General features: G+C 62.1%; 23 protein-coding genes. All 23 read right to left on the reverse strand.

Annotated features, from left to right (window positions below; genetic code table 11):
* Positions 1-76 precede the first annotated feature (76 nt).
* Positions 77-973, reverse strand: coding sequence for a LysR substrate-binding domain-containing protein (locus EH240_RS31835; RefSeq protein WP_167484258.1), 897 nt, complete (start codon positions 971-973; stop codon positions 77-79).
* A gap of 23 nt (positions 974-996) precedes the next feature.
* On the reverse strand, positions 997-1,830 hold the full coding sequence (locus EH240_RS31840; RefSeq protein ID WP_125006014.1) for an alpha/beta hydrolase: 834 nt from the start codon (positions 1,828-1,830) through the stop codon (positions 997-999).
* On the reverse strand, positions 1,827-2,933 hold the full coding sequence (locus EH240_RS31845; protein WP_125006074.1) for a zinc-binding dehydrogenase: 1,107 nt from the start codon (positions 2,931-2,933) through the stop codon (positions 1,827-1,829). Before EH240_RS31845 ends, EH240_RS31840 begins: the two co-directional genes overlap by 4 nt.
* Complete coding sequence (locus EH240_RS31850; protein WP_125006016.1) at positions 2,933-4,180, reverse strand: NAD(P)/FAD-dependent oxidoreductase; 1,248 nt, start codon at positions 4,178-4,180, stop codon at positions 2,933-2,935. Before EH240_RS31850 ends, EH240_RS31845 begins: the two co-directional genes overlap by 1 nt.
* Before the next feature lie 3 nt (positions 4,181-4,183).
* The gene (locus EH240_RS31855) at positions 4,184-5,185 is read right to left on the reverse strand and encodes a fatty acid desaturase (protein ID WP_125006018.1); all 1,002 of its coding nucleotides are present in this window, start codon (positions 5,183-5,185) and stop codon (positions 4,184-4,186) included.
* 97 nt (positions 5,186-5,282) lie between these two features.
* Positions 5,283-6,770: a sugar ABC transporter ATP-binding protein gene (locus tag EH240_RS31860; RefSeq protein WP_167484259.1), complete on the reverse strand. Its 1,488-nt coding sequence runs from the start codon at positions 6,768-6,770 to the stop codon at positions 5,283-5,285.
* A 5-nt stretch (positions 6,771-6,775) separates the two neighbouring features.
* Complete coding sequence (locus EH240_RS31865; protein WP_125006022.1) at positions 6,776-8,326, reverse strand: xylulokinase; 1,551 nt, start codon at positions 8,324-8,326, stop codon at positions 6,776-6,778.
* 21 nt (positions 8,327-8,347) lie between these two features.
* On the reverse strand, positions 8,348-9,376 hold the full coding sequence (locus EH240_RS31870) for an ABC transporter permease (RefSeq protein ID WP_125006024.1): 1,029 nt from the start codon (positions 9,374-9,376) through the stop codon (positions 8,348-8,350).
* Positions 9,373-10,371, reverse strand: a complete 999-nt coding sequence (locus EH240_RS31875) for an ABC transporter permease (protein WP_125006026.1) — start codon at positions 10,369-10,371, stop codon at positions 9,373-9,375. Before EH240_RS31875 ends, EH240_RS31870 begins: the two co-directional genes overlap by 4 nt.
* A gap of 77 nt (positions 10,372-10,448) precedes the next feature.
* Positions 10,449-11,747: a sugar ABC transporter substrate-binding protein gene (locus EH240_RS31880; RefSeq protein WP_125006028.1), complete on the reverse strand. Its 1,299-nt coding sequence runs from the start codon at positions 11,745-11,747 to the stop codon at positions 10,449-10,451.
* A gap of 57 nt (positions 11,748-11,804) precedes the next feature.
* Positions 11,805-12,149: a non-heme iron oxygenase ferredoxin subunit gene (locus tag EH240_RS31885; protein ID WP_125006030.1), complete on the reverse strand. Its 345-nt coding sequence runs from the start codon at positions 12,147-12,149 to the stop codon at positions 11,805-11,807.
* A 63-nt stretch (positions 12,150-12,212) separates the two neighbouring features.
* Entirely contained in the window at positions 12,213-12,494 is a 282-nt protein-coding gene (locus tag EH240_RS31890) for a hypothetical protein (protein ID WP_125006032.1), read from the reverse strand.
* Positions 12,495-12,619: 125 nt separating this feature from the next.
* Positions 12,620-12,904, reverse strand: a complete 285-nt coding sequence (locus EH240_RS31895; protein WP_125006034.1) for a muconolactone Delta-isomerase family protein — start codon at positions 12,902-12,904, stop codon at positions 12,620-12,622.
* 13 nt (positions 12,905-12,917) lie between these two features.
* Positions 12,918-14,531, reverse strand: coding sequence for a GMC family oxidoreductase (locus tag EH240_RS31900; protein ID WP_125006036.1), 1,614 nt, complete (start codon positions 14,529-14,531; stop codon positions 12,918-12,920).
* 38 nt (positions 14,532-14,569) lie between these two features.
* Positions 14,570-15,346, reverse strand: a complete 777-nt coding sequence (locus EH240_RS31905) for an enoyl-CoA hydratase-related protein (protein ID WP_125006038.1) — start codon at positions 15,344-15,346, stop codon at positions 14,570-14,572.
* Positions 15,347-15,349: 3 nt separating this feature from the next.
* Positions 15,350-16,306, reverse strand: coding sequence for a dihydrodipicolinate synthase family protein (locus tag EH240_RS31910; RefSeq protein ID WP_245436562.1), 957 nt, complete (start codon positions 16,304-16,306; stop codon positions 15,350-15,352).
* Between the two features lie 62 nt (positions 16,307-16,368).
* On the reverse strand, positions 16,369-17,316 hold the full coding sequence (locus EH240_RS31915) for a substrate-binding domain-containing protein (RefSeq protein ID WP_125006042.1): 948 nt from the start codon (positions 17,314-17,316) through the stop codon (positions 16,369-16,371).
* A gap of 85 nt (positions 17,317-17,401) precedes the next feature.
* Positions 17,402-18,388, reverse strand: coding sequence for an ABC transporter permease (locus EH240_RS31920; protein ID WP_245436564.1), 987 nt, complete (start codon positions 18,386-18,388; stop codon positions 17,402-17,404).
* Positions 18,389-18,410: 22 nt separating this feature from the next.
* A complete protein-coding gene (locus EH240_RS31925) occupies positions 18,411-19,235 on the reverse strand; it encodes a Cof-type HAD-IIB family hydrolase (protein ID WP_125006046.1) in 825 nt (274 codons plus the stop codon).
* A complete protein-coding gene (locus EH240_RS31930; protein ID WP_245436573.1) occupies positions 19,232-20,707 on the reverse strand; it encodes an aldehyde dehydrogenase family protein in 1,476 nt (491 codons plus the stop codon). The genes EH240_RS31925 and EH240_RS31930 overlap by 4 nt, the downstream gene beginning before the upstream one ends.
* Positions 20,708-20,721: 14 nt before the next feature.
* Positions 20,722-22,215: a sugar ABC transporter ATP-binding protein gene (locus tag EH240_RS31935; protein WP_125006051.1), complete on the reverse strand. Its 1,494-nt coding sequence runs from the start codon at positions 22,213-22,215 to the stop codon at positions 20,722-20,724.
* 43 nt (positions 22,216-22,258) lie between these two features.
* Positions 22,259-23,086: a 3-ketoacyl-ACP reductase gene (locus EH240_RS31940; protein ID WP_245436575.1), complete on the reverse strand. Its 828-nt coding sequence runs from the start codon at positions 23,084-23,086 to the stop codon at positions 22,259-22,261.
* On the reverse strand, positions 23,083-24,300 hold the full coding sequence (locus EH240_RS31945; protein ID WP_125006053.1) for a CaiB/BaiF CoA transferase family protein: 1,218 nt from the start codon (positions 24,298-24,300) through the stop codon (positions 23,083-23,085). Before EH240_RS31945 ends, EH240_RS31940 begins: the two co-directional genes overlap by 4 nt.
* Positions 24,301-24,430 lie beyond the last annotated feature (130 nt).

A 24,430-nucleotide genomic window follows, 5' to 3' on the forward strand; every position in this document is an offset into this window, starting at 1 on the left:
TAAGTCCCCTCGCTGCGGCGGCGTCGACCGAAGCGGCCATTGAAAAAGTGCCGTCATTCTCCTCACCGACGCGTCATCAGAGATCCGCAACGCTTTCCTGGACGGGCGCCGGAGTCACAAGCTCGGACACGAGTTTCATGAACGCCTTGATCGGGCGAAGCTCCTGCCGCCCCTTCAGACAGGCCGCGAATGATTCCGTGAACGGCTTGTGATCGGCAATCCGCAGCGGCCTCAGGCGCTCATCCGGTTGAAATTCCGTCTTCGAGACGATTCCCGCGCCCAGCCCGGCGGCAACGGCTTCACGCACGGCGTCGCGTGGAACTTCCATCAGCACATTTGGGCGCACACGGTGCTGCGCCAATATCTCGGCCAGCGCTTGTCGCGTCACCGATCCCGATTCACGAAAAATCATCCGCTGCCCATCGAGCTCCGCAAGATCGATCTGCTGGCGACCGGCCCATGGATGCTCGCGATGGACAAACACGATTACTTCATGCCGGCCGAGCTGGATCAAGTCGAGACGCGGATCGTCATAATCGCGGCCGATGATGGCGAGGTCCACCTCGTAGTTGAGTAACTTGTTGTAGATGAGGTCCGAATTGCCGCTGTCGAGGAATACCTGAACGAGCGGATATCGGGCGTGAAATTGCGAGAGCAGTTCCATGACGAAAAACGGACCGACGGAGCCGACGCGCAGCCTGCCGGAAATCTGATTGCCTTCCGCGCGAAGAATCCCGACCGCCTGCTCCTCGAGCGAGAAAATCTGCCTCGCGACGGTGAGAAGCGCTTCTCCTGCGTCGGTCAGCTTGAGGCCTCGCGGCGTGCGCAGGAACAGCTGGACTTCATAGGTCTCTTCGAGAGCCTTCACCTGGGTGGTGACGGTGGGCTGGCCGATGCAAAGGAGATCCGCAGCCTTGGTGAAACTGAGCTCGCGCCCAACAGCGTAAAAGGAGCGCAATTGGCTGAAGTTCACGAAATGAAGCTTGTTTACGCTCATCAACTACCTCTTTGCCGGAAGGCTTCCGCTGTCCGGGTGACCTCTTGCGCGATTTCCGAGCGCTCCTCCAGCATGTCGCAAAGGATCGTATAGTGATTTCTTGCGGGCATCGAAACCAACCGAGTGTTTTGGCCGGAGCGCCTCCAATGTTCGACGAAACCCCGCGACTGACCAAGGAAGGCGGGCGTCTCATCGGCGCCGACGATCGCCGCGAGCATACAGGGCGGCGGCGCCTGATGAATCGGGCTGAGTTTCGCAGCGCGCAGACGGTCGAGCCGCAGCGCCACATTGAGCGACGTCTCCACTAGAGGCTCGACATCGAAAACGCCACTGATTGGCACGCAGGCTGCGAGCTGGGTGGACTCCAATCGTGTTGTCATCGCGAGTGTGGCGGCAAGATGGCCTCCAGCAGAATGGCCGCTAGCGATCCAGAACGGCGGCGGCGCTCGAAGGGCGCTCAGGATCGCAGGCAGGCAGCCGCCAATGCTCTCGACTATCCTTTCCATGGTGGCGTCCGGCGACAGCGGATAGTTCGGCAGTGCGACGGAAAAGCCGCTCCGGACCAGCGCGGCCGCGACGAAGGAATAGCGGGTCTTGTCCAGGCTTTGCCAATAGCCCCCATGGACGAAAACCACCAGGGGTGCGCCTTGCCCGGCGGAAAACAAATCGAACACCTCGCGCGGATGCGCACCGTAAGGCAAATCGCAAACGCACCGAAGTGTGGCACGGGCAGCGGCGCTCGCCTCGTCAAAGCGGTGATAGACCTCGGTTCGCTCAGGGTAACGGTCGCGGAAGACGTAGCCAGATTCTCTGTCGGGAAGGTCGCCGGTCATTCGAAGTGGATAACGCTTCGTACGGACTCTCCCGTCCGCATCAGGTCGAACCCGCGATTGACCTGGTCGAGGGCGAGCGTGTGGGTGATCTGACGGTCGAGATCAAGCTCGCCGTCCATGTAGAAATCGATCAAGCGGCCGAGTCCGCTGCGTCCTTTCACGCCGCCGAAATAGCTGCCGCGAATGGTTCTGCCATAACGCACGCCGACCGGCGGAAAGCCCATCTCGGCCCCGGGCGGCTCGACGCCAAGCAACACCGCTGTTCCCCAGGCCGGATGGCAGCAATCGAAGGCCTGCCGCATGACCGGCACGATTCCGGTGCATTCAAACGCGACGTCGGCACCACCTGCGGTGAGGTCGCGGATCGCCTGCACGACTTTCGCGCCCTCGCGCCCCGCATTGATGAAGTCCGTCATGCCGTAGGCGCGGGCAAGTTCGTTTTTCCGGTCGGTGATGTCGACGCCGATAATCGTCGTCGCACCGGCCAACCGCGCGCCCTGGATGACGTTGATACCGATACCGCCCAGTCCGAAAACAGCGACCGCGTCACCTTCGCGGATCTCGGAAAGCGCGGCGCCGACACCGGTGGTGACGCCACAGCCGAAAAGGCACACCTTATCCAGCGGCGCATCCTTCCGGATTTTCGCCAAGGCGATCTCGGGAACGACTGTGTAGCGCGACAGCGTCGAGGTGCCCATAAAATGATGCACCGGGGCGGTGTCCCACGAGAAGCGCGCGGTGCCGTCCGGCATCACGCCCTTGTCGCGTGTCGGCTTGATCGTCCAGCACAGATTGGTGCGGCTGCTCCTGCACATGCGGCAATGCATGCACTCCGGGCCGTAGAGCGGAATGACGTGATCGCCGGGCGCCAGGCCGATGACGCCTTCGCCTACCTCGACGACGCGTCCAGCGCCCTCGTGGCCCGGTATCAGCGGATAGACGCTCGTGGCGTTGACGCCGTCCAATGCTGTGAGGTCGGTGTGGCAAAGGCCGGAGGCGACGATCTCGACCATGGCTTCGCCATGGCCAGGCGGCGCCACCCGCACGGTTTCAACCGCCAGCGGCCGGTTCGGCTCGAAACAGATCGCAGCGGGCGAGCCGATCACGACGCGCGCCTTGCAAGCGAGGCGGCAAACGGCGCGAATCCCTTGCGGACGAGGTCCGCCGCATCCAGCTTGCCGCCTGCCTTGATGATTTCGCGCGCGATGCGGATGTCACGGCCGTAGGCGACGCCGACCGCGCCGATCAACCGTTCTCCTTCGGTGAAATAGGCGAGATAGGCGCGCGCGCCGGGCTTGCCTCGCTCATAGGCAAGCCTGCCCGCGCCGGGCAAGCCGGCCACCTGGATGTTCAGGTCGTATTGATCGGTCCAGAACCATGGCACCTCGCCGTAGGACGTCGGCCGGCCGCAGAGATAAGAGGCGACGATGCCCGCCTGGTCCTCGGCATTCTTCCAAGATTCCAAGCGCCAGCGGCGGCCGAAAAATGGGTTATCGTGCGCGGCGACGTCGCCGGCGGCGAAAATGTCCGGGTCGCTGGTTTGGCCGAACGCGTTGACGACGATGCCGTTGTCGGTATCGAGCCCCGCCTCGCGCGCCAGGCGGTCGTTGGGCGTACCGCCGATGCCGACCAGCACCAGATTTGCCTGCAGTTTCGAGCCGTCGTCGAGGTGCAGGCATGCCGTCTCGCCAAGCGATTCCGATGCGGCTATTTGCCGACCGCAGAGAATGCGAACCCCGGCCCGCTCATGTACCTCCGCGATCCATTGCGACAGATAACCGGGGAGCAGCCGGCTCAACGGCCGATCTGCGGCCTCAAGCACGGTGACGCGGGCGCCAAGCTTGACTGCACTCGCTGCAACTTCGAGGCCGATCAGCCCCGCTCCGACCAGTACGATCGACGAATCCGGAAGGATCCGGCTGCGTAGCGACAGCGCATCCTCGAAGGAGCGGAGATAGGCGGTCCGGTGCGCGACCGGTTCCAGAGTGGTGATCCTGCGCGGCGACAGCCCCGTCGCCAGCACCAATTTGCGATAGGCTAGAGGGCCACGGCCTTCGATCGTCACGGACTTGGTCCGTCTGTCGATGCCGGTTGCCTCGACGCCCACGTGAAAGGTCACGCCTATCTCGTTCCATTTCGCCGCGGGCAGCAGATAGGCATTCGTCGGCGCTTCGGCGGACGTCAGCACAGTCTTCGACAGCGGCGGCCGCTCGTATGGCAGCTCCCTTTCGATCCCGATCACGTCGATCGGCCCGGCGAAGCCGCCGTGCCGAAGCCGCTCCGCCGTGCGGCCGCCGGCGTGCCCGCCGCCGACAATTACTACTCCGGCCGTCCTCCCGAGAGCCACCACCGTTCAGGCCCCTTGACCGGCAGACATGGTGCCGGCCCGACCGTTCCTCAGCACCTCGCGGATGATCTCACGATGCACCTGGAAATACCCTTTGCTGACGCACTCCAGGTGCGGCGAGACTTCCTCGTGAAGCCGAGCCAGGGCATGGAACGGTACCGAGGAGGCAAGATGGTGCTCGGCATGGAACGGCATGTTCCAGTAGAGCATCCTCAGCACCGGGTTCGCCAGAGTGGTGCGGGTATTGGCGAGCAGGTTCGGGCTCTCTTCAGCACCGGTGTGCTCGGCCATGCGGATGGCGCGCAGCACCGGTTCGCCCATAAAGCGCGGCAACAGCCAGTACACCAGCGCAATGGTGCTGCCGAAATAGATCGAGACCGCTGCGATGGCGATATAGGCCAGGACCAGCAGGCGGATTTCCAACATCACCTGTTTGAACACCGATTCCGGCAGGAACTCACGCTCCTCTTCGGTGAAACGTCCCGTCGAACCGCGCCACAGGGTGCCCACCAGTTTCGGCCAAAAGGAGAGGCCCAGGATTTGCCCGAAATAGTCGCGCATCGACGCTGGGAACGGCACGATATCGGGATCGTGATCCTCGTGCTGCGTAAAGGTGTGATGCGCGGCGTGGCGATATTTGAAATAGAGGAAAGGGCGGAACGTGAAAGCCGCGACCGCGAACCCCACGGCATGATTGATCCACCGCGAATGAAAGGCCGTGCCGTGCGAGCATTCGTGTAGCGGTGCGAAGAGCAAAACGATGACGATGCCGTAGGCGAGCATAGCGGGAATTTGCAGCCACAGCATGCCTGCGGACAGCCAGACGGCCAGAATTCCCAGGGCAAGCGCCGACAGGTGCACCGTAAGCCTGATCAGTCCCGGCCGGTTCGTGCGCGTGCGGAGCGTCTTCAGCTTGTCGCGCGAAATGATCTCCGGCCCGGTCAGCGGCCAGATTTTGCTGCCAATGCCACCGATTCCGGCATAGCTGGCAGAATTATCGCCCTGCATGCGGATCCTCCTTCATGTTGCTGCCTTCGGAGAAGAACTAGCCTGGGTGTCGGGCGGAGGGAAAATTCATTGTTTCCATGGCGCTATCGGTTGCGGGTCAAGCCACGAAGCAATGGGCGATCGCTTCGGCCGAAAAGTCCTTGCGATCGAAATGGCCGGTTACTCTCCCACGGCTCATCACGAGAATGCGGTCGCACGCATCCATCATTTCTTGGAGTTCGGTCGTCAGCAGCAGCACCGCCTTGCCCTCGTCGGCCAGACCCTGGATCGTGCACCAGATTTCGAATTTGGCGCCGACGTCGACGCCGCGGGTCGGATCCTCCGCAATGACGATATCCCCGCCGCGAGCGATCCATTTGCCGATGACGATCTTCTGCTGGTTGCCGCCGGACAGTTGCGAGGCGAGTTGAAAAAGACCGCTGACCTTTATCGCCAGCTTGCGAACCAGCTCATTCGCAGTTGCGTTCTTTTGCCGGCGTTTCAGCAAGCCGAAACGGCCGAGACGGCGCAGGATCGCCATGCCGAGATTGTCGCCAACGCTCATCGGCAGGACCAACCCTTCGCCCTTGCGGTCCGCTGGCATAAAACCAATGCCGGCACGGATGGCCTCGCGCGGCGAGCGCAGCGCCACCGCTTTTCCACGGATGCGAATTTCACCGCGATCGATCGACGCGGCGCCGAAGATGGAGCGCGCGACAGCTTCGCGCTGGCAGCCGAGCAGGCCGGCGATGCCGACAATCTCGCCCGCCCGCACTTCTAACGAGACATCGTCGAAGACGCTGGCCTTGCTGATCGCCTTCACCTCAAGGGCGACAGCGCCGTATTGCCGCTCCTTGTACGCGGCCTCGCCAGGCTTGTGTTCGCGCCCCACCATCAGCGAAACGAGGGCGGCCTCGTGCAGCCCGGCGATTTCCCGCGTTCCAACCACATGGCCGTCCCGCAGCACCGTCACCCGGTCGGAAATGTCGAGCACCTCGCCCAGCCGATGCGAGACATAGATGACGCCGAGACCGTTGGCCTTCAGCTTCCGGATGATGCCGAGAAGATGCCCAACCTGATCGTCGTTGAGTGAGGCGGTCGGCTCGTCGAAGACCAGCACACGTGGGCGGCTGGCCAGCGCGCGGCATATCTCGACGATCTGCTGTTCGTTCAGGCTGAGTTCACCGACCTTGCGCGCGGGATCGAGGTTTACATGGATCTCGCCGAGCAGGTCCTCAGCCATACGATTGAGCGCCACTCGATTGCCGCGGCCGAGGCGCGCCTTCGGCTCGCGGCCGAGAAATATGTTCTCCGCAACACTGAGGTTCGGACACAGAACCAGCTCCTGGTGGACCAGCGCCAGCCGATTGGCGAGCGCCACCGTCGGGCCACTCAGCACCACCGGCTGACCCTGGATACGGATTTCGCCGCTGTCGGGGGCGGTGAGCCCGTTCATGACCGACAGCAGCGTCGACTTGCCGGCACCGTTCTCGCCGACCAGCGCATGCACCTCGCCGGCTTTCAGGTCGAAGGTGACATCGGCCAGCGCAACGACGCCGGGGAACGTCTTGCGAATCGACTTGAGTTCCAGCAGTGGCGCGCCCATCACAATCAGCCCGAATGGTACTTGTTGAGCAGCGCCCTGTGGCGATCCATGTCGCCGCGCACGTTCTGGTAGAAGGACGACCATACCTCGAAGAATTCGTGGTAGCGCTCGTGCAGCCTGGGATCCGGGTCGATCGTTTCCTTGATTCGGACGATATCCGCCAACGGCTCCGTCGGCGATTTATAGAGGCCCGCGGCGACGCCGGCGAGGATGGCGTCGCCGATCGGTGCCGCTTCACCAATGTCCGGCACTTTGAGAGGCAGGTTGACCACGTTGGCGGTGATCTGGTTCCAGAACCGGCTTTTGGTTGGTCCGCCATTCAGGATGAGTCCGTCCACCTTCACGCCGGCTTCGTTGGCGATGCGAACGTTGGAATAGAGATCAAAGGCGACGCCCTCGATCAATGCGCGAATGAAATGCGCCCGCGTCGTCGTCGGGCGGACGCCGAAGAAGGCGCCACAGGCATTGCTATTCCAGTTGGGGGAGAGCGTGTTGCCGAGATAAGGCAGGTAAAGCAGACCGTCCGAACATGCCGGCACCTGCTTCGCCTGCTCGGTGAACAGGTCGAACACATTGTGGCCCATCCGCTCCGCCAGTCGGAATTCGGAATCGCCAAACTGGTCGCGGAACCATTTCAGCGACGCACCGGTGAAGGCCATAGGGCCATCGAACATGGTGAGACCGGGCAGCACGTGGGGCCACTTCAGGATCCGGTACTCGTGCACATCCTGTTCGGTCGGGATCATGATGCCGAGGTTGGACCCCGTACCCATGGAGTAGTAGGCCTCGCCGGACTTGGTGACACCCACGCCGAGCGCCGCCGAGCTGATATCCGTGCCGCCAGCGGCCACGATGGTGCCTGGCCGCAGGCCCGTCTCCTCCGCCGCCTGCTTGGTTACCTCACCGACGATCTCATGCGATCGATAGAGTCGCGGGAGTTTCTCCGGCGGAATGCCGATCGCCTTGGCGATCGACTCGTTCCAGCGCTCCTTCTGGTACTCATAGGCATAGGCCAGTCCAGCGTCGCCGGTGTTCATCGTGAAGTTACCGCACATGCGGTAGGTGCAGTAGCCGGATGGCGACAGGAACTTGTGCGTGGCGTTGAAGACATGTGGTTCGTGCTTCTTGATCCACAGTGCCTTGGGATCGATAAACCACGGCGCCACCCGGTTGCCGTTGTTCTTGTTGATCGTCGCCTCGCCCACGCTACGGCGGATATCCTCGCATTCCTCTTCCGAGCGGGAGTCCATCCAGATCATGGCGGACCGAAGCGGTTTGCCCTGGTCGCTCACGGGTAGCGTCACGCCCACCAGGCCGGAGAGTGCGATGGCGGCAATGTCGTCGGCGAAGCGCCCCTGCTCCAGACACTGGCGCACGGAGGAGACGACCGCCGACCAGTAGTTGGAGGCGTCCTGCTCGGCCCAGCCGGGAAACGGATGAAAGAGCGGATGCTCCTGCGAGCCGAACGCCACCACCTTGCCGGTGTTGGTGTCAAGGATCGCCGCCTTGACGTTCGTCGTTCCGATGTCAATTCCGAGCGTGAGGTGTCCGCTCATGCAATGCCTCCCTTGGATGGATTATGATTTGCTTTTCTTGCGGCTCATCTTCGACAAGCCCACGGATGCGATGAGTACGATGCCGATTGCAAGGTTCTGGTACCAGGTGCCAACGCCCCAGATGGCGAGCAGGTTGAGACCAGCGGCGAAAGCGACGGAACCGAGCAGCGTGCGCCAGGGCGAGCCGATGCCGCCGGACAGCGCCGTGCCGCCGATCACTGCAATGGCGATCGCCGTGAGTTCATAGCCGGCAGCGAGCGGCGCGTCGACCGACTTCAGCCGTGCCGTGAAGACGATGCCAGCGATTGCCGCGCATAGCCCGCTGATGACATAGGCCAGCACCACGTAGCGCCGCGTGTTGATGCCCGCGTAGAGCGCAGCTTTTTCGTTGCCGCCTATGGCGTAGAAGCGGCCACCGCGCACGGTGCCGTTGACGAAGCCGATCAGCACGAGAAGCACGAGAAGAAAAAGCAGGAAGCTGACGGGAATGCCGGCGAACTTGCTGTCACCGATCCACTGATAAAGCGGCGCCTTCAGGTAATAAGGGTGCCCGTCCGTGAGCACGTAGTTGAAGCCGCGCAGCGCCGTCAAGGACACCAAAGTCATGATGAAGGACGCAACCTTGAAATACGCCACGCCGATGCCGTTGATCGCACCGATGGCGGCGCCCGTCGTCAGCGCGATCAAGATGACCGGTACGATCGGGCCGGCATAGGTGTTGCCGCGCACCAGCCAGCGGCTGCCAATCAGCGGCGCTATCTCGGTCATCACGACGACGCCGACGACGATCGAAAAGATCATCAGCGCGGCGACCGAAAGGTCGATGCGGCCTGTCAGCAGAACTACGGTCATGCCAAGCGACAAAAGGCCGATGACGGCGACGTTGCGCATCAGGTTTTCGAGGTTGAGGGTGGTAAGATAATATTGCGAGGTCATCGCGCCGACGACGAAGATCAGCGCGATCAGCCAGACGATCGGATCGCGCGCCAGATCCAGCAGGAAAGGGATCACGCGCGACGCGGAGGGGCTTGAAAGCTGTATGGCGCTCATTTCGCGATCTCCCGCTGCCGAATGCCGGGCAGCACCACCGCCAGGATGACCACCGCCGTCACCACCTGCTGCAGGTAGATCGAGACGCCCAGCTGGTTGAGAAGGTTGTTGACGATGCCGATGATCAGCGAAGCCGTCAGCGTGCCGCTGATCGACCCGACGCCGCCGGTCAGGGCTGCGCCGCCCAAGACGGTTACTGCAAGCACGGAAAGCTCCATGCCTTCGAAGCCAGCGGGGTTGATATAGGACAGGCGCGCGCTTTCAAGCATGCCGGCGAGCGCGGCGCAAACGCCGGAAATCGCAAAGACTGTGACACGCACCGCAACGACGTTGATACCCGAAAGTTTGGCCGCCCTCACATTCCCACCGGTCGCGTAGAGGGCCGGCCCAAAGGTCGAATATCTGGTAAGCGCGACCGCTGCCGCGCCTAGGATGACGAGCAGCACAACGGGCACCGGAACACCGGCGAATTGGCCGCGACCAAGCCAAAGATACGCATTGAGCCCTTCTGGATAGAGCGCCTGTCCGCCGGAGACGATGTTGGCGAGCGCGCGGCCGATCCCAAGCGTGCCCAGTGTGACAATAAGCGACGGAATGCCCAGAGCCGCCACGAGCGCACCGTTGGCCAGTCCCACAACCAGGCCGGTCAAGAGCGTAGCACCGATGACCAGTACCGCCGATCCGGTCGGGATCAGCAGCCCCCCGACGACACAGGAGAGGATTGCGGCGCCAGCGATGGAAAGATCGATCTCGCCGGTAATGACGACCAGCGTCATGCCGTAGGCCATGATCCCGATCGCGGCCACGGCCAGAAGGATGACGTGAATGTTGGCAAGGGAAAGAAAGGACGGTGCGATCGCCTGCCCGAAAATGACGAGGGCAACCAGCACCGCCGCGCGGCTCATAGCGCCGATGCTCAGGTGCCGCCAAGCATCGGCAGGCCGCGCCGGCAAAGCGGGTTCGACCATCTTTGTCTCAAGAGTATTCATCGTCATGACGCGCTCGCCTACCTCGGGTCAACGACTGCCGTCCCTCCCGCGAGAGGGTCCGGCAGCCGGCTTGGGAGCAGATATCAGCCCGAGACCTCCGGGCCATATGCATAGGGCCATTCGTCGGGCGTCAGCGTCTCGATGCCTTCGATGTTCATCTTTTCCTTGGTGATCATCGGCAGGTTCGGCGTCATGATCAGCTTCGGCGGCGCTTCGTTGAGGCCCGCCTTGGCGCCGATATGCATGACGACGGCGCGGATACCGATGTCGCCGATCAGCGGCGTGTAGGGCGACACCATCTCGATGTTGCCGGCCTTGATCTCCTTCAACACCTCGCGGGCGTCGTCGTTGGCGAGAATCATGATCTTCTTGCCGCCCGGCGCGCTGTTCAGCCGATTGGCCTCGCGGATCGCGTCGAGAGCGCCCATGGCCTCCTCGCCGCCCGTGTTGAACGACACTGAGATATCCTTGAATGCCTGGAGGGCATCTGCGGTCGATTTGAACGCCTGCGTTCGCTGGCTGTTGGTGTGATAATTGGCCAGCACCTTGTAGCCCGGCGTGTTGCCGATCGCCTCGAGGAAAGCACCGGTGCGGATCGAATCCGCGGTGCTGCCGAGGTCCTTGCGGTTGAATATGATATTGCCCTCCGGCGCGGCATGCTTGAGGTACAGGCCCTGCTGGAGACCGTTTGCATAGAAATTGCCGAGAACCTCCGAACTGATTTGCTCGGACGAGGTGCGGCGGTCGAGGCTGACGACCGGAATGCCGGCGGCGACAGCACGGTCGACGGGCGGGCCCATCGGCGCTTCACGGTTCGGCCAAAGTACGATGCCGTCATATTGCTTCGCGATCCACGTATCGATCACCTGGCCCATCTTGTTGTCGTCGAATTCAGCGTCGATCACCTCCAACTCGATATTGGGATGGCGCTTGGCCTCCCAGGCGGCGGTATCGGCAAGGCTGATCAGCCAAGGATGGTTGAATCCATGGAAGACGAGGCCAATGCGGTATTTCTTGCTGGCGTCGAGCACCGGACCTTCAGGCAACGGCAGATAGTCAGTGAAAGGCGCCTTGATCTGCAGTTTGCTGTAAGGGCCGACGAAGCTGGCGCCCATGCCCGGCTTCCAGACGAATCCGCCGGCGAGATCGCCGACCGGGTAAACGTCGAGATAATCGCGGAAACCGTCCCTCTCGAACAGCGCGCTGACGTCGCCGTTCGACATGCCGGTCTTGGCTTCGTCGGAATATTTCTTGATCAAGCCGTTGAGAACGGCATGGACGGAGTCTTCGGCGAAGGCCGGAACTATTGTCAGCGGCGAGGCGGCGAGAACGGAAAGTGCCGCGGCAGTCTTGAGCAGATGACGACGTGATAGTTTCAGCATTTTAGGTTTCCTCCCATATTTTGGTTTCAGCCCGGGATATGTCCCGACAAGTTCAAGTCACTCTCCTCCTTCCACCAGGATGTGGACGTAGCCGTCCGACACCTTGGTTTCGTAGGTCTTCAGCCGCTCGGTGACTGGCGGTGAAAGCGGCGTGCCGGTGGGAATGTGGAACAGTCCCTGGTGCAACGGGCACTCGATTGTCTGCCCATCGATGTAGCCTTCGGAAAGAAACGCATGGGCATGCGTGCAGACCCCCGCTGTCGCGTAGAACTTGCCGCCGAGATTGAAGATCGCGATGCAGGCTCCCTTGTGCTCGATGCGCGTCGCGTCATCGATGGGCAGGCTGTCGGCACGGATTGCCTGAATCCATTGTTTGCCCGCCGTACTTACTTCTGCGGTCATCCTTCTCCTCGTACTCGTCAAATATTTTCGATCATTTTCGTTTTCTTTCGTGAGGCGACAAATTCATTGTGAGAATGCCGGTATTGATGAGTCCGACTCGCACAAGGGCGGCTGCAAACCTGCGGCTGACGTCGTCGCGAACGCGACGTCAGTCGCCTGGATCGTGTCCCAGGGCGTGGTGTAGCTGGCGGCATTGGTCGCCTCGCCCATACGGATTTTCATCTGCGCCCAATCGGCGGCATCATATTGCCGCCAGAGGGCAGCCCAATCCGCATTGCGGCTGGCCTCGCGACAGGCACCTATCAACGCCGATCTTGCCAAAAGCCGTCGGGCGGAAATGTCCATGTTAGCCGCCGGCCGAAGGTGAACGTACGGCAGCTTCCAGGATTGGCGAGGGGGATCGGCGGACGGCGACTATCAGGCGCATTGCCGACAGGCAGCTTGGGCCGCAAGCGGAATGTCGGCTGCCATCACGGCTTGCTAAAACCCGTATATGGCTTCAGCGGGACGACATCGAAATCGAGCATCCCCGCCTTCGCCAGCGGGAGCGTCGCCAGCTTCTCGTGAACTTCGCTCTCATCCTTTGCCTCAACAATCTGGCACGCGCCGGGGATGTCGCCGCGATGCCAGATCTGCCTTGTGAAGCCGATGCCATAGAGATAGCGGGCCTGGGCACCCTCGCTGGGCACCAATTGCTTGAAGTCAGCGTCGCTGAACTGGTCAGTCCGCCGGCGAGACAGAACGAGGAATTGCATGGATGGCCCCTGGTCAGGCGACCGCCGCCATTGCGGGATGCGAGCAGCCAGAACGGATGCCCTTTATGAGGTCCGCGCCCTTTTCTCCGATCATCATTGCCGGGCCGTTCGTATTGCCGCTGATGAGTACCGGCATGATCGAGGAATCGATCACCCGCAATCTCTCTATTCCTCGTACTCGCAACTCTGGATCAACGACCGACATGTCGTCGACTCCCATCTTGCAGGTGCCCACCGGGTGGTAGTCGCAGCAGGCATACTGCCTGATATAGGACATGATCTCCTCGTCGGTTCTCGCGGCCGGCCCTGGTAGTCGCTCGACCTTGATGAACTTGGCGATCTCACTCTGTGCCAGCACATCCCTGATGATCCGTACTGATTTGAGCGCCATGGCACGATCGTATGGATCCGAAAGATAATTCGGATCGACCAGCGGCTCATCCGCAGGGCTTGCGGAGCGAAGCTTGACCGAACCTATACTGCGCGGCCGCAGGAACGTCGAGTTGATCGTGAAGCCATGTCCATCAAGCCGCGTTTGACCGCCGCGCACCACCATTGCTGGCGCGATGTGGATCTGCAGGTCGGGCCGTGTCGCACCCTCGGTTTGGAAGAAACCACCGCCTTCAACGATAACCGAAGCGGCAGGGCCGTTGCGATACAGCAACCAACGGATGCCGTGCAGCAAAGCCTTGGGATAGCGGTCCTGACCGTCATAGCTGATCGGGTCCTTCAGGGTCAGATGGACGTTAGTGCATAGATGATCCTGCAGATTTCGGCCGACGCCCGGAAGATCGCCCACGGGAGCAATCCCAAGCGCTTTCAACTCATCGGCAGGTCCGATGCCGGACAGCAGCAACAGGCGTGGCGAGTTGATCGCACCCGCCGACACGATCACTTCACGATCGGCCCGCAGAACCTGCCGCGATCGCCCTTCCGCCAGTTCAACGCCAACCGCGCGGCCGTTCTCGACCACCACCCGGGTGACGCGGGCATGCGTCCTCACCGTGAGGTTGGTGCGATTGCTGACCGGATGCAGATAGGAGACGGCTGACGAACGGCGGCGACCATCTCGGCACGTGACCTGATAGAAACCGGCGCCATACATAGTGTCGCCATTGAAATCCGGATTATAGGGCAGGCCATACTGTTGCACAGCGCGCACGAAGGCTCGCGTCAGCGGGTGCGGGCCTACCTGATCGGAAACGCATAGCGGTCCGCCCTGGCCGTGGTAGCGGTTGACCAGGCGGTCATTGTCCTCCGACTTTCGGAAATAGGGCAGGATGTCCTCGTAAGCCCACCCTTCGTTGCCGAGCGCCGCCCAATTGTCGTAGTCCTCCTTCTGACAGCGGATATAGATCATGGCGTTGATCGAGCTCGACCCACCGAGCGTCTTCCCCTGCGGATACCAGATGGAGCGGTTGTCGAGATTCGTCTGAGGGACGGTATGAAAGCGCCAGTTGACGCCGGGGCCGAACAACTTGCCGATGCCGCCGGGAATATGGATCATCGGATTCCAATCGCGACTGCCAGCCTCCACCAGCAGCACCTTGACTTCGGGATCTTCCGACAAGCGGTTGGCCAGCACGCAGCCCGCCGAACCGGCGCCGACGATGATATAGTCCCACATAGATCTCTCCACCCTAGTTCGCGCCAGATCGCGAGGGCCTACCTGCCCTTGAACACAGGCGACCGTTTTTCGGCGAAGGCTCGCAGGCCCTCGACGCGGTCCTCCTTCGCGAATGCCTCAACCGTCAGCCGATGCTCGATCTCCAGCCCGGATTTCAGATCGGTGTCGAACGCGGCCAACACCGCCCTCTTGGCATAAGGCGTGATGGCGACCGACTTGGCAGCAATCGAGGCCGCGAGTTCCAGGGCCCTCGGCAGCAACCTCTCAGGCGCGACTGCTTCGCTGACCAGTCCTTTGCGTTCTGCCAGCGCCGCGTCGACCATCTCCCCGGTCAGCACCATCTGCATGGCGAACGATTTGCCGACCAGACGTGGCAGGCGCTGCGTGCCACCATCACCCGGAAACGAGCCTATCTTGATTTCTGGCGTGGCAAATCTCGCATTCTCAGAGGCGAGAATGATGTCGCAGATCAGCGCGAGTTCGAGCCCGCCTCCCAGCGCATAACCGTTGACGGCGGCGATGATCGGCTTGGAAAAGCCCTCGATCGCCCGCCAGCAAGCCAGCCGCTCCGGATCGCTGTAGGAGGCAACACCGCGCTCCAGCATATCGGAGATGTCCGCCCCCGCCGCAAAGGCACGTCCCGCTCCGGTCAGAACCACGCAGCCAACACCGGCATCAGCCTCGCAGATGGCGAGCAGGTCGCGCAATTCGCCGAGCAATGCCTTTGACAGCGCATTGAGCTTTTCGGGCCGATTGAGCGTCAGCAGGCGAATGCCGGGAGACGGCTCCTCGGTCCGCACAAGAGCTTCGGTCATCGATCAGGCGACCTTTCTGTAGCCCGCGCCGAGACCAGCCTCGGCCAGCAACCCGCGGATCTTTTCGATTTCAGCAACACCAGGCTTCATCAGTGGCGGCCTGACATGGGCTTCATCCAATCGGCCGAGGATCACAAGCGCCTCCTTCATGCGATTGTGCATATCGAGAAGCGGCGCGTCATAGAAAGCCCTGACTGTCGGATAAATGCGATCGTTGATTGCCCTGGCAGTCTTCAGGTCATTCGCCTGCACGGCGCGGAACAGCGCGACCTGTAGATCGGCGATGACGCTTCCGGCCCCCGACAGAAGCCCGTCACAACCGAGAGCCAGAGACCCAAGCAGCCAGGCGCTGTGGGTGGTCAGCGTGTTCACGGGCCGATCGAGCGCCTTCAGTTCCCGGATCTGACGTTCATGCAGGTTACCGTCACCGCATTGGTCCTTGATCGCGACGATGGACGGGAAGCGGCGGCACAATTCCAGCAACGTTGCTAACGGGTAGGCGAGATTGGAGGCGAGCGGATATTGGAACAGGATGATCGGCAAACGCGACGAGCCCGTGATGCGCAGCAGGTGCTCGTAGATCATCTCGGGCCTCAGGTGCCCGCCAAGCGTCATGAAGTCGGGCGGGAACACCAGAAGCGCGTCGGCGCCCTCACGCTCTGCATAGGCAGCGATGCGGGCGGCCTCCAGGCTCGAATTGGTGTAGACGCCGACGATTGTCGGGACCCTGTCTTGCAGGACATCCTTGGTCACGACGATCGCGCGGAACTGTTCCTCGATTGTGAGCGCGTGTACTTCGGCAGCATGTCCGTTGATGGTGATGCCCGAGATACCCTCCACGGAACCGACATCGCCAAGATGCTGGCGATAGGCGGCCTCGTCGACAGCCAGGTCAGCGCTGAACGGCATCAGGCAGGCTGGAATGACGCCTTGGGCAACAAATAGCTTTTTCTCGCTCATCATCGGATCCCTTCAAAATTTGCGGGACGCCGCAGGTTGCGGCGTCCCAGTTGATCGTGGCTTCAGAAGCCCTTTCCGATCATCTGCGCGATATTGTCCGCAGTGACGGAAACTGTGGGCAGCGTGATGGTCGGTGGAACCTGCTCGCCCTTGGCGACCTTATAGGCGGTCTCGATTCCCTCCGGCGCCACGAACGGGTATACGAAGGTCGCCGCGAGCTTGCCCTGCTTGACGGCTTCGAACGCGGTTTCCTGGCCGTCGATGCCGACAACCGCCACTTCGTTAAGCCGCCCGGCAGTCTCGAGGACCTGGATGGCGCCGAGCGCCATTTCGTCATTGTGCGCGTACACTGCCTGAATCTGGCCCGGGCCGAAGCGCTGAACCATATCCTCCATGAACTTGACCGCCTTGTCGCGTGTGTAGTCGCAGTTCTGCGAAGCGACGACCTTCATGTCCGGATATTTCGCGATCGCTTCGGCGAAGCCCTTGTTGCGGTCTATGGTGGCGGAAGCGCCCGCGGTGCCCTGCAACTCGATAATGGCGCCCTTGCCATTCAGTTTCTTGGCGAGGAACTCGCCCGCGCCGACGCCGAGCGGCAGATTCTCGCCGCCGACATGCACCGTCACAGGCGTATTGACCTTGCGATCGAGCGTGACGACCTTTATGCCGGCATCCATGGCCTCCTTGACCACGGGCGTCAGTGCCTGCTCGGTCAGCGGCGAGATCATCAGCACCTTGATGCCTTGCGCGATCAGGTTTTCAACGTCGGCCACCTGCTTGGATGCATCGTTGTTGCCGTCGGTGACGATGAAGTCGACGTCCCGATAATGCTCGGCGGCATATTTCTTGTTGCCCTCCACCATGGCCACACGCCACGGGTGATTCATGGTGCCTTGGCTAAAGCCGATCTTGATCTTCTCCTCGGCGAAGGCGGCGCCGGTCAGCATGCAGCCTGCCACCAGGGTGGCGGCCAGCGCGGTCGTGCGTAGGAAATGTCTGCGAGTGGTCATTTTCAAAACTCCTCCTTTGGACTTCAGTTTAGCTTTCCAGCCGCCCCAACCGGCCTGCTGCGGCAGGACCGGACACGCCTGGATGTCAGGACCGCACGCGATGGCGGTAGACCTCGAACATCACCGCAGCGATGATGATGGCGCCCTTGACGATCTGTTGCGTGAAGGGCGAAATGCCGAGCAAGTTCAGAATGTTAGCCATTACAGCAATGATCGCGGCGCCGATAACCGTGCCGATCACGCCGCCCTCGCCGCCGAACAGGCTAGTCCCGCCGATGACGACGATCGAGATTGCTTCAAGCTCCAGGTTAGTTCCCGCGGTCGGCTCGCCGACTGTTAGCCTCGACACGAAAACCAGAGCGGTCAGCGCTGATAGCAGGCCAGAAATCACATAGACCGACATCAGGGTTCGGGGCACGCTTATCCCTGCCAGCCGCGCGGCCTCGGTGTTCGAACCGACGGCATAGACCTGGCGCCCGAACGGCGTGTGACGAAGGACGACGAAGGCTACGGCGGCGATGGCGGCAAAAAGCCAGATCGGAACCGGGATGCCGAGCAGAAATCCGCTGCCCAGATAAGCGAAGGCATCCGCAGCATCGCCAAGCGCCTTCGGTTCGCCATTGGCGATCGTCATGGCTATGCCGCGGCCCATCACCAACGTACCCAAGGTCATGATGAAGGGCGGCATGCCGAAAAAAACGACGCCCGCACCATTCACCGCGCCAAACAAGGCACCGATGGCAAGCGCGGCGATCACGGCCAGTGGTATCGAAACGCCGTTTGAAATCATCAGCGCCGTCGACACCGCCACGACCCCAACAATCGAGCCGACCGAAAGATCGATGCCGCGTGTCAGGATAACGAAGGTCATGCCGACGCTGACGATGCCGAACAGAGCGACCTGACGACCGACGTTCAGCACATTGCCCATGTGAACGAAGTTCGGCGAAAGGTATATGGCGAAGGCACACAGCACGATCAGAACCCAGAGCAGCCCGAGGCTCTGCGCCCAACCGCGTAGGCGTCCCATGGACCCCGGCTGAAGCACGGCCGATGCTTGTCTTGTCGTCATCTCAACCATCCCTTCCTCCCATTCATTGCGCGGCAGTGGATCTCGGCTCCCGGCTCCGCATCAGCCAGGCTATGGCATCGGCCAGGCCGCCCTCGTCGCAGGACGGTCCAACGAAGTGCGCAAGCTGCATGACCGGCGGCACAGCATTTGCTACGGTCATCGCGGTTCCCGCCCAGGCCAACATTTCGACGTCGTTTTCCGCATCGCCGGCGGCCGCGCATTCATCAGGCGCGAAGCCAAGCCGCGCTGTGACGAGGCTTATTGCAGTCTTCTTCGATACCACCGGCGGCCCGATCTCGAGCAGGCGCGGATGCGATCCCGACACGGACAGCTGTTCGCCAAGCGTTTGGCCGAGCAATGCGAAGGCTTCCCGGTCGGAGGCCCGGCCGGCAACGCACATGATCTTGCCGGGTTCGCCCGGAAGCGCTTCAAGCGTTTCTGCTACGAATAAGGGTTCCCTCGTCACCGCGGCTTCGCGTGCGACGAGCGGGTCGTCGGTCAGTGCAAAAACTGCATCACCGGTGAACCACATTGGCCGGACGCCTGCCGCTTGCGCCGTTGCCATGGCACGCAGGGCGTCGGCGCGCGGTATCCGCTGCTGCGAGATCGTGGACCCGGTTGCAACATTGCCGATCCAGCCGCCGTTGAACGCGATGACGAGATCGGCGATACCCAGCCGGTCCGCCAATGGCTTCACACCGAGCGGAGAACGTGCGGTCGCCAGAACGACGACGGTTCCTTTGTCCTTAGCCACGCGTATGGCATCGGCGACCCGCTGCGGCAGCAAATAGTCGTGGGTGAGCAAGGTCCGGTCGACGTCGGAAACGATGAGGCGGGGGGTGGTCATTGACCGCCTCGGATCGGGAACACCGGGGCACGAGATCCGGTCTGGATTAGAAGCGTCTTGAGCTGCGTGAACTCCTCGAAACCGGCCTGTCCCATTTCGTAACCGAAACCGGAGCCCTTGACGCCGGTGAGCGGAAGCTGCGGCGCACCATCGATAATCGTATTGGCCTGGACCCAGCCGCTCCTCAGGCGTTTGGCCACGGTGAGGACGGTGTCGATGTTCTTCGACCAGATGTAGTTCGACAGGCCATAGGCGGTATCATTGGCCAGTCGCACCGCGTCGTCTGTTGTGTCGAACCGGGTGATGCTGAGTACAGGGCCGAAGATCTCTTCGCGGAAGATCGCCATGCGCGGCTCGACGCGATCGAAGATGGTTGCCTCGTGGAAGTGTCCGGCCATTCCTCCCGCAATGTTGCCGCCTAGAACAAGCTCCGCGCCGTCCTCGATCCCACCCCTGACGAATCCCGCCACCTTTTCCAGATGATTGCTGTCGATCAGCGCCCCAATGTCGGTGTCTTCGTCGAACGGATCGCCGACCTTCATCGCGCGCGCCCGTGCGACCACTTTCGCGATGAACTGATCGGCGATGGACGATTGAACGAACAGCCGCGAGCCTGACACGCAGCATTCGCCGTTGTTGAAGAAGACACCCATCAGCGCGCCGTCAATGGCGGCATCGAGGTCGGCATCGGCAAAGACGATGTTGGCCGACTTGCCGCCAAGCTCGACTGAGGACTTGACCAGGTGGCGCGATGTGTTGGCGACGACGCGGCTGCCGGTGCGGGTCGATCCGGTGAAGGAAACGAAGTCGATGCCGGGATGCGTTGTCAGGTGATCGCCTACCGTCGCGCCATAGCCGCTGACGACATTGAAGGCGCCGGCAGGCAGCCCTGCCTCGCTCGCCAGCGCCGCGATCTCGAAGGCCGAACCGGATGTGAATTCGGACGGCTTCAGCACGACCGTGCAGCCGGCGGCGAGCGCGAACGGCACCTTCTGGGACAGAATAAGGGCCGGGAAGTTCCACGGCGTAACCAGCGCCACGACCCCCACCGGCTCGCGCGTGACCAGCGCTGTCTTGCCCTCGCCGATGTTGGTGTAGGACAGACCCGCCATCTGCATGGCAAGGGAGGCGGCGTAGCGTGTCAGGCCGATCGCGCCGTCGATGTCGCCCCGAGCAAACCTTATCGGCTTGCCAACCTCTTCGACCTCTATCCCCAGCAACCGTTCACGATTGGCACGGATGAGTTCGGCAAGCCGGTTGAGCACTTCGGCCCGCTCCATGCCGCTCATGCGCGGCCAAGGCCCCTCCTCGAACGCGATGCGTGCTGATTCGACCGCGAGATCCATATCCGTTGGCGAGCCGTCGGCATAGGTCGCGATCCGCTCGCCACTAGCTGGCGCTCTGCGTTCAATTGATCCTGTGCCCCAACCAGCAACGAACCGCCCACCGATGAACTGTTGGTAGCTGCGCATGCCCATCTCGCTCCTTACTGCCAGACCGCGTGGGCCATGATGGTTTCCTCGGTCGCGCCTTCCCCCTCCAGGACCGCCGTGACGGTGCCTTCCCGCATCACGACGATGCGGTTGCAAAGGCCTAGAATTTCCGGAAGCTCGGACGAGACCATCACGACGGCCGCACCACGCTTGGAGGTCAACTCGACAAGCAGGTCGTAGATCTCGCGCTTGGCGGCCACGTCGACACCGCGCGTCGGCTCATCCACCAGAAGGATCTTGGTTCCCGCGTGCAACTGCCGGGCTATGCCGCACTTCTGCTGGTTGCCGCCCGAGAGTGTGCGCACCTTGGCATCGGCGCTCGGCGTCTTGATGCGCATCTGCTGAATGAAGCGGGAAACCTGCTCCTGTTCGCGCCTGCGGCTGATTAGGCCGCCCTGGACGATCGCTGCCAGTTCGGAAACGGTGACGTTGAAGGCAACCGACTGTTCTAGGAAAAGACCCTCGGTCTTGCGATCTTCCGGCAGTAAGCCGATCCCGTGGGCGAGCGCCGCACGCGGCCCATCGACTGCGACCGCCTTGCCATCGATCCTGATCTCGCCGCTGTCGATCGCGTCGGCGCCGGCGATTGCGCGCAGCACCTCCGTCCGACCGGCCCCGGCGAGACCGCAGATGCCGACGATCTCACCTTGCCTGACATCGAAAGAAATATCCTTCAAAACGCCGGCTCGCGAGACGTTGCGCACTTCCAGGCGCACCTCCCGGCCCGGTTTCGAACGGGGCGGGAACACGTCCTTGAGCTCCCGCCCGACCATGTGGCGAATGAGGTCGGCGGTTGTCGTCTGCGCCAGCGGAATGGACGCTACAACCTGGCCATCGCGCAGCACGGTGACGTCGTCGCAGATCTCGTAGAGCTCCTTGAGACGATGCGTGATGTAGATGAAGGACACGCCCTGTTCGGCGCTGAGCCGCCGGATCGTCATGAACATGTGTTCCAACTCGGCGTCGCCCAGGACGGCGGACGGCTCGTCGAGCACCACGATGCGCGCTTCGCGTGCGATCGCCTTGGCGATCTCCACCATTTGGCGCTGGGCTACGCTTATCGCATCGATCCGGGCGGCCGGATCAACCCGGAAACCCAATCTGTCCAACACCTCGCGAGCCGCGGCTTTGGCCTTGCGCCAGTCGACGGTGCCGAGCCCGGTCTTCGGCAATCGGCCAAGAAAGATATTCTCGGCAACCGTCAGGTGGGGCGCCTGGGCCAGTTCCTGGTAAATGACTGCAATGCCAAGCTCGAGCATCCGCTGGGGCGTCGGCGTCGGCACGACAGCGCCGTCGACCACCACCTCGCCTTCATTGGCAAGGAAGGCACCGGAAAGGACGCGCATCAACGTCGACTTGCCAGCGCCGTTTTCGCCGATCACGCCATGGACGCTGCCTCTGCGCACGGCAAAGCTGACGTCATTCAGCGCGTACACACCGGGAAAGCGCTTGTGGATGCCGCGCATCTCGAGAACTGGATCTTTCATCTTGAGCCTCAAGAAATCGTTTTCACGCCTTGCTCAAAAAAGCTCACAAGCGGTGGATCTGCATACCGCCGCCGATGTGGTAGATGTCTCCCGTGCTGAATGGCAGGCCGCCTGCAGCCAAGGTCGCCACGGCGCGAGCAATGTCTTCCGGCTGGCCCCACCGTCGAATCGCCGACAGCTGGCCCGCCTCGACCTGAGACGAGTACTTCTCGTAGACGTCGGCGGTCATGTCGGTCTGGATCAAGCCCGGGCGAATCTCGTGCACCCGGATGCCGGCGTCCGCCAGTCGGATCGCAAACTGTTGCGAGGCCATCGAGAGCCCGGCCTTCGATATGCAGTACGGACCCTTTTCCGGTGAGACGAGGCCAGCATTGGCGGAGGTGATCGTCACGACCGATCGCTCCGACGCGGTTTGCGGCCTTGAAAGCATCGCGCGGGCGACTGCCTGGGTGAGGAAAAATGTGCCGCGCAGGTTGACGCCGACCAGCCGGTCGAACATTTCCTCGGTGACATCCAGAAGGTCGCCGCGCACGCTCACCTGCACGCCGGCATTGTTGACCAGACAGGTGATCTCGCCCAGGTCGCGTTCGAGGCCTTCGACAAAGGCCGCGTTGCCCGATGTCTCGGAGATGTCCCTGCGGTAGAAAGCGCTGTTGCGCCCGAGCTTGTTCACAAGATCGACTGTCTCGCTGGCATTCTCGTCGTCGACGATATCGACGATTGCTATGTCGAAGCCCACCCGTGCAAGCTCGCAACAGATGGCGCGGCCAATGCCGCGTCGGCCGCCTGTGACAACCGCAAGACCGCGGCCGCCGGAAGGCTGCCGTTCAGTCACGCCCCCGACCGCTGGAGCAGCCTGGCTCAGCATCATGACGCCTTCCTTTCCACGGCAGTGCCGATACCGCTCGCGGCGACCACTGCCTTCGAGGCCAACAAGCTCTGGACTTCGCCTTCGGCATAACCGAGCTCGTGCAGGATCTCGCGGGTATGCTCGCCAATCTCGAGCGCCAGGCATCGCAGTGCCGGCACCTCTCCGTCATAGCGGTTGGGATGATTGACCAGATAGATGGTACGGCCTCGCACGGTGACCTGGCGGAACACCTGCGCGTGGCTCAACTGCGGATCAGCCAGCAGGTCATCATAGTGGTTGATCGGCGCCCACCAGATGCCATGGCGATCAAAACGGTCAGCGAGTTCCGCCACAGAAAAGATCGCCGTGGCCTGGGCCAGCCGGCGGGCGTATTCATCCCTATCCGCATACCGGTCAACGTCTGCGACTTCGCGAAGACCGTCGCTGTCGAGCGCCTCGGCCAGAACCGAGGAGTCGCAGAGCGAGATCACGACATGGCCGTCAGTGGCGGGATAGACGCCATAAGGCGCAGCGTGAAACCAGGTGGCAAGGTTCTTCTCGCGCTTCAGGACTTCGCGGCTCTTCCCGCCCGCGAAGTAGTTGACAAGGGGCTCCCCCTGCAAATCGATCGCCGAGTTGATCAGGCTGGCTTCGACGCGCGTGCCTTTGCCGCTGCGAAGCCGGCGCACCAGCGCGCCCAGGATGCCCATCGCCAGCAGCGCGCCGCCATGCTGGTCGACGACCGCCGCTCCGACCGGCGTCGGGCCCCGATCGGGGGTGCCGGTGACGCTCATGAGGCCTGACCGCGCCTGAGCGAGAAGGTCCTGGCCCGGCTTCAGCGCCATCGGTCCGGTCGCGCCGAACCCGCTGGCAGAGGCGAGGATCAGTGTGGGATTGATCGCGCGAAGCGCTTCGTCGTCGAAGCCCAGCTTGGCGAACACGCCCGGCCGGAAATTCTCCATGACCACGTCGGCCTCGGCGATCAGCCGGCGCGCTACTTCCTTGCCCTCGGGACTTTTCAGATCAACGCCGATGGACCGCTTGTTACGGTTGGCGCACAGGTAGAAGCCACTGACGCCCTCCACATATACGTCGGCGCCCGACCACCGCCGCTCATGAGCACCATCTATCGGCTCGACCTTGATGACATCAGCACCCATGTCAGCCAGATACTGGGCGCCTGCTGGACCCTGCAGGAAATGGCAAAAGCTGACGACCTTGATCCCGCTGAGCATGTCTCTTCCCTTTACGTGGCGCTATGATTGCGCTTTCGTGAAATCGTTTTCACAACTTTTCTTACCGCTGTCAACCCAGATTTCTGGACTTTTTTCTGAAAAAGATATCTGGCGACCTGAAAGAAATTGT

The sequence above is a fragment of the Mesorhizobium tamadayense genome, from assembly GCF_003863365.1.
GTDB classification, from domain to species: Bacteria; Pseudomonadota; Alphaproteobacteria; order Rhizobiales; family Rhizobiaceae; genus Mesorhizobium; species Mesorhizobium tamadayense.